The organism is Aeromonas sp. MaB10011B (assembly GCF_017939325.1).
Lineage (GTDB): Bacteria > Pseudomonadota > Gammaproteobacteria > Enterobacterales > Aeromonadaceae > Aeromonas > Aeromonas caviae.
In genome coordinates, this window is the sequence record NZ_JAGKRK010000008.1 from 18,402 (window position 1) to 31,538 (window position 13,137).

Below are 13,137 nucleotides of genomic sequence, written 5' to 3' on the forward strand. Positions count from 1 at the left end.
TGTCTTCATAGGATTACCCTATCTCCGTAACTTCCTTGGGACCTTGGGCAAAGCCGGCCCGAACGGGCCGGCTTGTGGTTTGCTGGTGGATTAGAACTTCTGGCTGTAGTCGAGGTAGTAGATGCGACCGTCGATGCTGTAGAGCTCGTCGTCATAGGTGAAGCCATCGCTCTCGAGGGACGGGCCCACGTTGAACATGTTCTTCACGCCGACCTGGATCTTGCCGTTCCAGGGCGCTTCCACACCGACGTTCAGGTTCCAGGTGGTCTGGGACGCGATGTGGCCCACTTCCTCACCGGTATTGGCGATGTAGTCCTGGCTCTGGGAGTCGATGTAATTCGCACTCAGGTAGGTATCCATGTTCCACCATTGGGGAACGTTGATACCCACACCGGAGCTGAAGCGCATCTGGGGCAGACCGTTCTGGCCGATCTTGTCGATGACGGGACCACCGGCGTACAGACCTTCCTTGTATTTCAGGATGTAGGTACCGCCCAGGTCATAACGCACGGTGGCGTAGTTCAGGTCGTAGGTGTAATCCACCTTCAGGTCGAGGCCGGAGGTCTCGAGGGTCCCCAGGTTGACCATGGGAGCGATGGCGCTACCGATCTTGCCCTGGCTGTTGCGGGTGATGCTGCTGGAGCTGCCGCTGTTCAGTTCGTCATAGATGAGAGACTGCAGGGAGTTCAGCTGGATCACGTCCTCGATCTTGATGGTGTAGTAGTCCAGGGAGAGGTTCAGGTCATCCACCGGGCTGTAGGCCACCCCGAAGTTCCAGGTGTCCGCGGTCTCTTCCTTCAGATCCTCGTTGGAGGTACGGGTGGTGGTGTACTGGCGGTTCGGGCAGTCTGCCGCGGAGATGCCGTTGGCCTCGCAGTAGACGTAATCCTTCGCCCAGTCGGCGGACTCGGAATCAGCCGAGTAGAGATCGCTCAGGCTGGGGGCGCGGAACGAACGGGACCAGGAGGTGCGCAGCATCAGGTTGTCCAGCGGCTGGTAACGCAGGCTCGCCTTGGGGGAGAAGGCGCTGCCGAAGTCGCTGTACTTGTCGAAGCGACCGGCCACGTTCAGCTCGATCTGCTCGGTGATGGGCACCAGGGACTCGATGTAGGCGGCAGTCACGTCGCGCACGCCACCGGAGGAGTTGCCTGCGGAGCCGATGATGTTGCCGGCTTCGGACTGGGCGTCGTACTTGTCGGCATAGACCCAGTCGTTGTACTCGGCACCGGCGTACCAGCTGACCGGACCGGCGGGCAGTTCACCCATGTCCCACTGCACCCCGGCGTACCACTGGTAGAAGTCCATGGTGGAGCGGCGGCTGGTGTCGGCCGTCATCGCCTTGGTGCTTTCTGCATCGAACTCACCACCGACGAACTTGCCGTCGGCGATCGCCTGCTTGGCGGCGGACTTCAGCACGTAACCGGTGCCGTTCTCCTTGTTGTCGGTCTTGGAGTACATGTAGCCGGCGTTCCACTGCATGTCGCCGACGCTTTCGGTGGCGATGGTGCCTTCGAAGCCGAGGTTCATGCTGCCGGTGGTGTCGGTGACATAGTTGTCACGGGGACCGATGTTGCTGAAGCGGTAGTAGGCGTAGGCAGCCTCACCCAGACCCTGGGTGGCGGCGGCATCCAGGCCGTTGTCGGCGAAGAACTGGGCGTTCTTCGGGTTGGCCGGGTCAATGGTGAAGGCACCGGCGGCCGGGGCGAAGCGGCCGAAACTCTCGACCCGGGAGCCGATGATCTGCGGCACGAAGTCCACGTTGTCGTTGATGTGGTAGCGACCGTTTACGTACAGGGTGTCACGGCTGCGGGAGGCCGTGGTGGCCGCGACCTGGCCGTAGTTGAAGTTACAGCCGCCCTCGAAGCCGACGAAGGGCTCCTTGCATGAGCCGTCGGCATTGGTGGCGCCGGCCAGGGGGCCGTATTTCCAGATGGGGTCGCCGTTGGCGTCAAGACCCGTGATCCCCTCCACGTTGCGGCCGTAGGCGCTGGGGGAGTCGTTGCCCTGCTTGGCAAGATAGTCCCGATCGCGACTGTAGATGACGTCCTTCTTGTCGTGCTCGTAGACCGCCATCAGGGAGCCCTTCTCGCCGGCCACCCCTGCCACGATGGAGCCGCTCTTCTCGTCGCCGCCCTCTTCGCTCGGGGAGCCAATGCGGCCCTGGAAGTCCAGCCCTTCGTAGCCCTCTTTGAGCACCACGTTGATCACGCCACCAATGGCGTCGGAACCATAGATGGCGGAGCCGCCGTCCAGGTTGACCTCGACCCGCTCAACGGCGGCCATGGGGATGGTGTTGAGGTTGATGGAGGTGCCGCCCATGGTGGGGGAACCCGCTACCCGCTTGCCGTTCAGCAGAACCAGGGTACGCTCGGAACCCAGGCCGCGCAGGCCGACGGTGGATTGGGACTGGAAGGAGCTGCCGGAGGCAGGGGAGACGCCGCCAAAGGAGTTGTAGGAGGCTTGCTTGAGGTAATCGGCGACGGTCTGCTGACCGGATTGCTCGATTTTCGCCTTGGTCACGGAGACGACCGGGGTGGAGCCTTCCACATCGACCCGGGAGATCCGGGAGCCGGTGACCTTGATTTTTTGCAGTTTTTCTACGTTCTGGCCCTCTTCGGCCAGGACAGGGGTGGCCACAACTGCCGCGCTCGCCAAGGCAAACGCTACGGCAGCAGAGAGTCTGCTTTTCCTAAGCATCGCTAGTATCCTTCCTGATTGTTTATTGTTTGCTTCCATTACCGCCCTCGTTGGAGCGGTGCGTAAGGCTTATCAAGGTTTGGTGATGGACGTCAAATGGAGCGGCGGGGATGGGGGCAGTAGAGGGAATTAGATGGGAATGTGCACTTGATGGAATATTTTTGGCGTTTTATTCCGTAAATGCCGCGTCAACTTATGTAAAGATGTTGTTAAGTTCGATTTTTACAATTTTATTGATTATTTTTGAACTTATCGATAAGTCGCTTGTCACTCCAGTGTCGATATCGAGAAAACGGTTTTTTGCAGTATTTTCATCTGCTTTTGTGGCGAGAGCCTTTTCCGGGGAACGGAGGGTGGGGGCGGCTATCCCTCTTCTTTTATAGGTAAATGAGAAAATAACCCGACTTATCCTTAACTTGTTGATTTTGTTATGCTTGGTATGGATTAAAACACCTGTGTAATTAATTTTTTAATAATTAAAATCGAGTTGGACGGGTAGGCGTAGCAGTTTTTTATATTGAAGTTGGGTTTTTTGGAAAAAATCATCCGCGGGATATGCTGCGGGGGGACATTCCTGGTCGCAGACAGGGTTCTACTTGATTTTTGTTGCAGAGCTTTTACAGTGACCGAGCTGGATTGTCTGTCAATGCCAGTCAATTCAGTGAGTAATGCCAGGTAAGGATAGGCCCGTCACCGGATGTGACTGGCCATAAAAGAACAACAAGGACGAGGTTCCACCATGCTGTCGTATTTCCTACGTCGGATGCTTTTGATCATCCCGACGTTTCTCGGTATCACCCTGCTCGTCTTCACCATCACCCGCTTCGTGCCGGGCGGCCCGGTCGAGCGCATGTTGCTGCAGGCGCAGGTCTCGCAAAACGAGTCAGGCCGCTCCAGTGGCAGCAAGGGGGCGCAGGCACTCTCCGACGAACAAATTGAAGAGCTCAAGGCGTTCTACGGCCTCGACAAGCCCATGCTGGTCGCCTACTGGGACTGGTTGCAGAAGCTGGCGGTGCTGGATCTCGGGGAGTCGACCCGTTATTACGAGCCGGTGTGGGATCTCATCAAGGAGAGGTTGCCGGTGACCGCCTTCTTCGGGCTCGCCACCTTTCTGCTGAGTTATGCCGTCTCCATCCCGCTCGGGGTGGCCAAGGCGCTCAGGCACAACAGCCGCTTCGATTCCCTGAGCTCGATGCTCATCTACATGGCCTATGCGCTGCCCGCCTACGTGGTGGGGATCTTCCTCATCACCGTCTTTGCGTTCCATCTGGAGTGGCTGCCCATGGGGGGCTTCCCGGGGGACGAGTTTGACGGTATGGAGAGCAGCTGGGATCAGATCCGCACCGTCTTCGCCCACGCGCTGCTGCCGCTCATCGCCTACGCCATCGGGGATTTCGCCATCCTCACCATGACCATGAAGAATAGCCTGATGGAGAACCTGTCGGCGGATTATGTGCGCACCGCCGTGGCCAAGGGGCTGCCGTTTCGCAAGGCGGTGACCGATCACGCCATGCGCAACAGCCTGATCCCCATCGCGAGTCACTTAGGGTCGGTGCTCACCGTCTTCTTCGGGGGCTCCTTCCTCATCGAGACCATCTTCAACATCGACGGCATCGGCCTGCTCGGTTATGAGGCCATCGTCGAGCGGGATTACCCCACCGTCATGGGCATTCTGGCCATCACCTCCATGCTGATGCTGGTGGGCAACATTGTCTCCGACATCTGCGTTGCCCTGGTCGATCCCCGCGTGCGGTTTGGAGAGTGAGCATGAACCTGAATCCGGTAACGCTGAAAAAACTCAAGCGCTTCAAGTCGATAAAGCGCGGCTACTACTCCTTTGTCATCTTTTCGGTCCTGGTGGTCATCTCTCTGCTGGCGGAACTGCTGGTCAACAGCCGGGCCCTGGCGGTGAGTTATCAGGGGGAGCTCTATTTCCCCACCTATGGGGACGTGATCCCGGGCCAGCACTTCGGGCTCGACTACGAGTACGAGACCAACTACCGCCAGCTCAAGAGCCAATTTGCGAAGGAAGATAAGGGGGATTGGGTGTTGCTGCCCCTGGTCCCCTGGAACCCCTATGAGCAGGACTTCAAGGAGGAAGCCTATCCGCCCTATGCCCCGAGCCTGGCGGAGCGCCACTTCCTCGGCACCGACACCAGCGGTCGCGATGTATTGGCACGGCTGGTCTACGGCTTTCGCATCGCCATCGGCTTTGCCTTCATCGCGCTGGTGGCGAGCTATGTCATCGGGGTCAGCATCGGCTGCATGATGGGGTTCCTCGGCGGTCGATTCGATCTCCTGATGCAGCGTTTCATCGAGATCTGGTCCCAGGTGCCCTTCCTCTACGTCATCATGATCCTGGTCTCCCTGGCCAAGCCGAACTTCGGCCTGTTCGTCGGTATCAACGTGCTGTTTGGCTGGATGGGGATCACCTGGTACATGCGCACCCTCACCTACAAGGAGCGGGCGCGGGACTACGTGATGGCGGCGCGGGCCCAGGGGGCGAGCACCCGGCGCATCATCTTCAACCACATTCTGCCCAATACCCTGATGATGATCGTCACCCTGGCCCCGTTTGCCGTGGTGGGCAACATCTCCACCCTGACGGCGCTGGACTACCTGGGCTTTGGCCTGGCGCCGCCGACCCCGAGCTGGGGGGAGCTGCTCTCCCAGGGGATCAACAACCTCGACGCCATCTGGATCGTGAGTTCGGTGGTGGCGGCGGTGAGCCTGGTGCTCATCATGGTCTCCTTCATCGGGGAGGCCATCCGGGAGGCGTTCGATCCGCGCAAATTTACCCGTTATCAGTGAGCGGTGGCGCCTTGCCAGGGCACATCGACAGGACCCTTAATGAAGACGCCCCCAGTGCAGGGGCATGACCAGGAAGTCAAACATGAACAATAAAATCAAATGGACAGGTGCTCTCTTTCTGCTGTTGAACGGATCCTGGGTGTGGGCGGCCAGCCTGCCCGCGGATCTGACGTGGGAAACCAACGACACCGACCCTGTGTTCGCCTCTCCCAAGGCGCTGCCCGGCGGCAACCTCAATCTCTTCGTCGACAGCTTCCCGCTGACGTTTCGCACCGTGGGGCCGGATTCCAACGGCTCGTTCCGTTCCTTCATCCTCGACAACCAGATGAGGCTCATCAGCTTCCATCCCAACACGGGCAACCCCATTCCGGCCCTGGCGAATGCCTGGGCCATCGCGCCGGACAGCCAGACCGTCTATTTCAAGCTCGACCCGCGCGCCAAGTGGTCCGACGGCAAGCCGGTCACCGCCGATGACTACACCTTCGGCTACGAGATGATGCGCTCCAAGGACATCAAGGGCCCCTGGTTCAACAACTACTACACCACCGAGGTGGTGGCGGTGGAGAAGATTGACGACCACACCATCCTGGTCAAGGCGGGCAGCCGCAAGGCCAAGCTCGATCTCCTCAACACCACCGAACTGTGGCCCCAGCCCAAGCACTACTACAAGATGGGCCCGAACTGGGTGAAGCAGTACAACTGGGCCGTGGTACCCACCACGGGCCCCTACGTGATGAGCGACGTGAAGAAGGGCAAATCCGTCACCTTCAGCAAGCAGAAGGAGTGGTGGGCAAAAGACGATCGCTACAACCAGCACAGGTTCAACCTCGACACCATCAAGGTGCAGGTGATCCGCGACCACAACATCGCGTTCCGCCACTTCCTCAAGGGGGAGCTGGACACCTTCGAGATGATCCTGCCCAACTGGTGGCATGAGAAGGCGGTCACCCCGGAGTACAAGCAGGGATACGTGCAGAAGGTGATGGCCATGACCGATACCAAGCAGGGGGGGCAGGGGGTTCACCTCAACGTGGCCAATCCCAAGCTGGCGGATCTCAACGTGCGGCTCGGCATCCAGCACGCCTTCAACATCGACAAGATGATAGAGACGGTGCTGCACGGCGACTATGACCGCGCTACCACCTTCGGCTCTGGCTTCGGGGCCTTCACCGACATCGCGCTCCCTGAGCGGGCCTACGACATCGCCAAGGCACGGGAGTTCTTCGCCAAGGGCGGCTACGGCAAGCAGGGACCGGACGGCATCCTGCAAAACGACAAGGGAGAGCGGCTCACCCTGGCCCTCACCTACACCAGCCAGGAGCACTCCAAGCGGCTGACCGTGCTCAAGGAAGAGGCCAAGAAGGCGGGCCTGGATCTGGAGCTTAATCTGGTGGATGGCGCCACCGGCTTCAAGGTGATGCTTGAGAAGAAACACGAGGCGGCCTGGCTTGGCTGGGGGGGCGGCGGTCTCTATCCGCAATACTGGGAGTCCTTCCACTCCGACAATGCCAACAAGCCCCAGACCAACAACCTGTTCAACGTGGCTGACAAAGAGCTCGACAGCCTGATCGACGCCTACAACGTCGAGTTCGACATGGACAAGCGGGCCGCGCTTTCCCACCAGATCCAGCAGCGCATCTATGATCTCGCCATCTTCGTGCCCGGCGTCCAGCTCAACTACGTGCGAGCCAGCAGCTGGCGCTATGTGATGCTGCCGGAGGTGCCCGCCACCCGCAACACCCCGGATCTGCTCTACTGGCCCATGGATGGCTACCCCCACAGCAGTGGCGGCCTGCTCTGGATCGATCCCAAGGTGAAGGAGGAGACCCAGAAGGCCAAGGCTGACGGCAAGGCGCTGGCCCCCATCACCCTGATCGACAAGACCTATGCACATCATTGATGTGGCGCAGAAGGGAGCAGCAGTCATGCCCAACACACAGGCCACCGCCCCCGGCACCAGCGATCATGAGGGGCAGTCTCTGTCCCCCATCCTCGAGGTGCGGGATCTCGAGGTGGAGTTCGCCGTCGACGACGGCAAGATCAAGGTGCTCGACGGGGTCAGCTTCCAGGTCGCCCCGGGCAAAACCCTGGGGATAGTCGGCGAGTCCGGCTGCGGCAAGAGCGTCACCTCGCTGGCCATCATGGGGTTGCTGCCAAGGCCCCACGGTCAGGTGGTGGCGGGCTCCATCCGCTTTCAGGGGGAGGAGCTGCTCAATCTGCCGCCGGAGCAGATGTACAAGGTGCGTGGCAACCGTATCTCCATGATCTTTCAGGAGCCCATGACGGCCCTCAACCCGGTGCAGACGGTCGGCGATCAGCTGATGGAGGTGTTTCGCCTCCACCGCCCCGATTACAGCAAGGCCCAGCGCCGTGACGCCGCCATCGCCATGTTGAAGAAGGTGGGGATCCCCGAGCCTGCCCAGCGTTTCGCGGCTTATCCCCACAATCTTTCCGGCGGCATGCGCCAGCGGGTGATGATCGCCATGGCGCTGGCCTGCGAACCGGCCCTGCTCATCTGCGACGAGCCGACCACGGCGCTCGATGTGACCATCCAGGCCCAGATCCTGGATCTGATGAAGGAGCTGCAAGCCCAGACCGGCATGGCCATCATCTTCATCACCCACGATCTCGGGGTGGTGGCGGAGCTGTGCGACGAGGTGGTGGTGATGTATGCCGGGCGTGCGGTGGAGCGGGCCGATATCTATGAACTGTTTGACCACCCGCGCCATCCCTATACTCATGGTCTGATGGCCTCGATCCCGCGTCTGGAAGATGTGCCAAAGAGCCTGCTCAAGACCATCAAGGGTCAGGTGCCCGCCCTGCACGAGATGCCGGCGGGGTGCCGTTTCTCCAACCGCTGCCCCCATGCCACGCCCCTTTGCGTGGAGACCATACCGGTGACCGAGCAGTTGAGCGAACGCCACGGGGTGGCCTGCCACCACTGGAAGGAGGTGAGCCTATGAACGGCCTGGTGCGGGGACGGGGTGTCGCAGGGCAGCCAGGCGGCGGGAAGGCGACCAGGTCGTCTGCTGCCATGAATCGTCGGGGATGGAAGTCATGACCAGCTTGTTGTCGGTAAGCAATTTAAAGCAGCATTTCAAGATGGGTGGCGGTTTCTTGCGCAAGCAATACACCGTCTACGCGGTGGATGGCATCAGCTTTGATCTCAAGCAGGGGGAGACCCTTGGCCTGGTGGGGGAGTCGGGATGCGGCAAGTCCACCCTGGGGCGTTCGTTGCTCAAGCTGTTCGAGCCGAGCGCCGGCTCCATCACCTTCGAGGGGCGTGACATCACCCACCTCTCGCCCAAGGAGATGCGATCCCTGCGTCAGGAGATGCAGATCGTGTTCCAGGATCCCGCAGAATCCCTCAACAGCCGCCACACGGTTGGGCAGATCCTGGAGGAGCCTTTCATCATCCACGGCAAGGGCAACGCCGAACAGCGCCGGACATGGGTGCAGGAGCTGCTGGAGAAAGTCGGCTTGCCCGGCAGCGCGGTGGATCGCTACCCCCATGAGTTCTCTGGTGGCCAGCGCCAACGTATCGGCATCGCCCGCGCCATCGCCCTCAAGCCCAAACTGCTGGTGTGTGACGAGGCGGTGTCGGCGCTCGACGTGTCGGTGCAGTCCCAGATCGTGAACCTGCTGCTCAATCTGCAGCGGGAGATGAACCTCGCCATCATCTTCATCGCCCATGACCTGTCGGTGGTCAAGCACATCTCGGACAGGATTGCGGTGATGTATCTGGGCCGGATCGTCGAGCTGGCCGAGGCCCAGGCTCTCTACCTGGCACCGCGCCATCCCTATACCCAGGCGCTCATCTCCGCCATTCCGGTGCCGGATCCGCGGCGGCGCAGCCAGCGCATCCTGCTGACGGGGGATGTACCGTCCCCCATCTCGCCGCCGAGTGGCTGCCACTTTCACCAGCGCTGTCCCCATGCAACGGATCTGTGCCGCACCCGCTCGCCCGCCCTTGAGGCGTGCGGCGGGCAGGGGCATCAGGTGGCCTGCCATTTCCCCTTGCCCGTGCAGGAGGCGATGCCACTGGGAAAGGCGATATGATGCCGGCGCCCGCCGCGTCGCGACCGGCATCGCTGCAAGGTGGCACCGAGGAGGCGCAATAAAGGCGGAAACGGGATAAAAAAATGGGGCCTGCGGGCCCCATCTTCATGGTTGGAGTTCAGGTTTGGCCGTGGAAATTCTGGCCCGGGCAGGACAGCGCCCCGATGGGGGTGGCTGCTGTGTGGATTGCTGAGTTGTTTTGTAGTTTTATTACGTTGCTAATTTCAACTTCCGGACAGGCGATATCAGGCGCCATAACGGAAGTAGTAATTGCGGGTTGCAGGCGCATAAGTGTCTTTCTCTTCAGCACCTTTCTTGCTGGTTGCACCCTTCAGGTGGAACAGCACTGCCAGATTCTCGAACATATGATGACCTCGTTTCTCTGTGGTTCATGGGTTGTGTGACCTTGGTCACGTTCTGATCCTAGGGGCATATGTGAGCTGGATCAACTTTTTGTGTTGTAAATTTACATAAATCATGGAAAGGGTTTTCAAATGCAGACCTGTTCATGGATACGATTTCAAGCCAGGGCCGCGCGTGGAATCGGGGATATGAGAGAGGTGGCCGAGGAGGAAGCACAAAAAAGATGCCCCGCACGGGGCGGGGCATCGGTATGGTCGTGAGTTGGCTTACTTGGCCGGGATATGTTCCAGCACGTGAACCAGCAGTTGCCAGAAACGCTCGACCGCCGGGATGTGTACCTTCTCCCCCGGTGCGTGGGCGCCACGGATGGTCGGGCCGAAGGAGACCATGTCCCAGTCCGGGTAGGCGCTCTTGAACAGACCGCACTCGAGGCCTGCGTGGATCACCATGACGTTCGGCATCTCGCCAAACAGGGTCTGGTAGCTGCTTCGCACCAGCGCCATGACCGGTGAGTCGACGTTCGGGGCCCAACCCGGGTAGGCGCCGGTGAACTCGCAGCTGGCGCCGGCCAGGGTGAACAGGGAGCGGGTCATCTGCTCGATGTTCTCGCGACCGGAATCGATGAGGGAGCGGATCAGGCACTGCACATAGACTTCCCCCTCGAGTGTCTTGATGACACCCAGGTTGGTGGAGGTCTCGGTCACGCCCGGGATGGCGTCGCTCATGCGCATCACCCCGTTCGGGCAGGCCATCAGGGCATCCAGCAGGCGGCTTTGCAGGGACTCGCTCATGAGCTGGGCCGGTTTCTCCCGGGCGGTGAGCAGCACGGTGAGGTTGGCCTCGGTGGCGGCCAGCTCGCTCTGATAGATGCCGGCGTAGCGGTCCACCAGGGCCTTGAAGTCAGCCACGCTGGCGGCGGGCACCAGCAGGCTGGCACGGGCCTCGCGGGGGATGGCGTTGCGCAGGGTGCCGCCACTGAGATCGCCAAGGCGCACCCCCAGCGGTTCGGCGGCCTTGAGCAGACGCACCAGCAGCTTGTTGGCGTTGCCGCGGCCGCGATGGATGTCGACCCCGGAGTGGCCGCCGCGCAGGCCCTTGACCTGCAGCTCGAAACCTTCACCCTCGGTGGCCGCGACCCGCTCCAGAGGGAAGCGGATATTGGCATCCACCCCGCCGGCGCAGCCCATGTAGACTTCGCCATCCTCTTCGGAGTCGGTATTGAGCAGGATCTCGCCTTCCAGCCAGCCCGCTTCCAGACCGAAGGCGCCGGTCATGCCGGTCTCTTCGTCGGTGGTCAGCAGCACTTCCAGCGGACCGTGCTTGATGGTCTTGTCGGCCAGCACGGCCAGGCAACCCGCCATGCCCATGCCGTTGTCGGCACCCAGGGTGGTACCGCGGGCAGTGACCCATTCACCGTCGATGTAGGCATCGATGGGATCGGTGGTGAAGTCGTGCTGGGTGTCGGCGTTGGCCTGGGGCACCATGTCGATGTGGGCTTGCAGCACCACGGCCTTGCGGTTTTCCATCCCCGGTGTGGCCGGTTTCTTGATGATGATGTTGCCGACGGCATCTTGCTTGACCGCCAGGCCTTCTCCCTGGGCCCATGCGACGATCCAGGCGCTCAGTTGGGCTTCGTGCTTGGAGGGGTGGGGGATGGAGCAGATCTGCTCGAAGAATTGCCAAATCAACTTGGGGGACAGAGAACTGAGCTGTGCCACGTCGGGACTCCTTACCAGCATGGAAAATGTCGGGCCCCACTCTGCGGGCCGGGGAAGAGGATAACGATAATACAGTCAATCACGCAAAAATGTGAGCGATCAGCGCAAATGACGCTCTGCTTGTGCTGGGAAAGGGAGCATGGATGGCGAACTTCACTGCCTGCCTTATTCGTGTCAGCACAACATCAATTTTGTGATGCTGGTCACAAAAATATTGTCTTTTTGGCGCCGGGTGGTAAATTAGCCGCCGTGGCCAGCCCACTTGTCAGGATGACAATCAATGCCTCCAGGGAACCGAAGCAAAGCAAGTGCGCCTCCATGGAACCGAGTGTCAGTTCAAGGATGTGAACCCGCATTAAGGTACGTAACTTGTTAAGCAATCAGGAGTTTATGATGTCAGGCAGCAATTCAACCTATTGGTTTGCCCAGTCTCTCTATACCCAGGGTTTCAACTACCCGAATCCCTACGCCACCCGCCGTTAAGGCTCGCAGGCGTCACAGGTAACAGCAGCAGGTGCGTGAGGATCCTCTCCTCCCCCTGCTATTTTTTTGCCCGAATGTCATGGAATGTGTGTCAAACGGCTAACCTGTCGGTGTCGCAGGAGCCTTCCCAAAAGGGCTACAGAGCGGAAGATGGCGGACATTTCCTGTTTTTCGCATACGTTTGCCGCTCAATTTATCCATAAAGAGTGCTATCATACCGGCCCAACAGCCGGCCCGAGCTCGGGAGTCCACCCGAGATGGCCGCCAGCTACACCCCATCCCTGTTCGCATTGCATCCGTTTTTGCCGCCGAGGCGTCAGCCCCGAGGCCGAAAAAGTGCAAGCAAAATTCGGGAAACGGGGTGCCAGAATTGACCTGAACCCGTCTCTTTGCCGGGTTTCGCCTCATAAGTGATTGCTTTATAACTCGTTGAGATCGATAGCATGCCAAAAAAGTTCTATGTATCGTGGGATAACCTGCAACGCGAAGCGCGCCGTCTGGCCCGTCGTCAACTGCCTGTCAGCCAGTGGAAAGGGATCATCGCCGTCAGTCGCGGTGGTCTGGTGCCTGCGGCCCTGATGGCCCGCGAACTTGGCATTCGCAATGTCGAAACCCTCTGCATCTCCAGCTATGACCACGACAACCAGCGCGAGCTGGTGGTGGTGAAGGCTGCCACCACCGCAGGTGACGGCGAAGGCTGGCTGGTGGTGGACGATCTGGTTGACACCGGCGGCACCGCCAAGGCGATCCGCGAGCTCTACCCCAGAGCCAAGTTCATCACCATCTTCGCCAAGCCCATGGGCGAACCCCTGGTGGATGACTTCGAAGTCGCCATTCCGCAGGATACCTGGATTGAACAGCCCTGGGACATGGCGCTGGAGTTCGCCAAGCCGATCTGCGACGAAGCGTAATCGCCCCACCGGTCGCGACCAGTGACTCCCCGGCATTCGGGAGCGGACTGATCCGTCGTGATGCAAGGTTGACCATATTGAGCCCCTTTTGGGGC

At 60.3% G+C, this 13,137-nt stretch carries 8 protein-coding genes; 6 read left to right on the top strand and 2 right to left on the bottom strand.

Going from position 1 to position 13,137, the window contains the following annotated elements; all coding sequences use genetic code 11:
* Window positions 1-90 precede the first annotated feature (90 nt).
* On the bottom strand, window positions 91-2,697 hold the full coding sequence (locus J9893_RS02960; protein WP_210600869.1) for a TonB-dependent receptor: 2,607 nt from the start codon (window positions 2,695-2,697) through the stop codon (window positions 91-93).
* Window positions 2,698-3,436: 739 nt separating this feature from the next.
* Between J9893_RS02960 and J9893_RS02965 the strand changes: the two genes are divergently transcribed.
* The 5 genes from J9893_RS02965 (at window position 3,437) to J9893_RS02985 (ending at window position 9,567) form a co-directional block, all read left to right on the top strand.
* Window positions 3,437-4,462 carry an ABC transporter permease subunit gene (locus J9893_RS02965; protein ID WP_010675471.1) on the top strand — a complete coding sequence of 342 codons (1,026 nt, stop codon included), beginning with the start codon at window positions 3,437-3,439 and terminating at the stop codon, window positions 4,460-4,462.
* Between the two features lie 2 nt (window positions 4,463-4,464).
* On the top strand, window positions 4,465-5,508 hold the full coding sequence (locus J9893_RS02970) for an ABC transporter permease subunit (RefSeq protein WP_041212459.1): 1,044 nt from the start codon (window positions 4,465-4,467) through the stop codon (window positions 5,506-5,508).
* Between the two features lie 82 nt (window positions 5,509-5,590).
* Window positions 5,591-7,408: an extracellular solute-binding protein gene (locus J9893_RS02975; protein ID WP_210600871.1), complete on the top strand. Its 1,818-nt coding sequence runs from the start codon at window positions 5,591-5,593 to the stop codon at window positions 7,406-7,408.
* A gap of 25 nt (window positions 7,409-7,433) precedes the next feature.
* Window positions 7,434-8,471, top strand: coding sequence for an ABC transporter ATP-binding protein (locus J9893_RS02980; protein WP_043154298.1), 1,038 nt, complete (start codon window positions 7,434-7,436; stop codon window positions 8,469-8,471).
* A 94-nt stretch (window positions 8,472-8,565) separates the two neighbouring features.
* Window positions 8,566-9,567, top strand: coding sequence for a dipeptide ABC transporter ATP-binding protein (locus J9893_RS02985; RefSeq protein WP_210600872.1), 1,002 nt, complete (start codon window positions 8,566-8,568; stop codon window positions 9,565-9,567).
* Between the two features lie 629 nt (window positions 9,568-10,196).
* Here J9893_RS02985 and J9893_RS02990 read toward each other — a convergent pair.
* The gene (locus tag J9893_RS02990; protein ID WP_039040348.1) at window positions 10,197-11,648 is read right to left on the bottom strand and encodes an aminoacyl-histidine dipeptidase; all 1,452 of its coding nucleotides are present in this window, start codon (window positions 11,646-11,648) and stop codon (window positions 10,197-10,199) included.
* Between the two features lie 926 nt (window positions 11,649-12,574).
* On the opposite strand from J9893_RS02990, the gene gpt reads away from it, so the two are divergent.
* Entirely contained in the window at window positions 12,575-13,042 is a 468-nt protein-coding gene (gpt, locus tag J9893_RS02995; RefSeq protein ID WP_039040347.1) for a xanthine phosphoribosyltransferase, read from the top strand.
* Window positions 13,043-13,137: the final 95 nt, after the last annotated feature.

Excerpts from the sequence above, each read along its gene's own strand:
- J9893_RS02960 (WP_210600869.1), bottom strand. The coding sequence starts at position 2,697 with ATGCTTAGGAAAAGCAGACTCTCTGCTGCCGTAGCGTTTGCCTTGGCG.
- J9893_RS02965 (WP_010675471.1), top strand. The coding sequence starts at position 3,437 with ATGCTGTCGTATTTCCTACGTCGGATGCTTTTGATCATCCCGACGTTT.
- J9893_RS02970 (WP_041212459.1), top strand. The coding sequence starts at position 4,465 with ATGAACCTGAATCCGGTAACGCTGAAAAAACTCAAGCGCTTCAAGTCG.
- J9893_RS02975 (WP_210600871.1), top strand. The coding sequence starts at position 5,591 with ATGAACAATAAAATCAAATGGACAGGTGCTCTCTTTCTGCTGTTGAAC.
- J9893_RS02980 (WP_043154298.1), top strand. The coding sequence starts at position 7,434 with ATGCCCAACACACAGGCCACCGCCCCCGGCACCAGCGATCATGAGGGG.
- J9893_RS02985 (WP_210600872.1), top strand. The coding sequence starts at position 8,566 with ATGACCAGCTTGTTGTCGGTAAGCAATTTAAAGCAGCATTTCAAGATG.
- gpt (WP_039040347.1), top strand. The coding sequence starts at position 12,575 with ATGCCAAAAAAGTTCTATGTATCGTGGGATAACCTGCAACGCGAAGCG.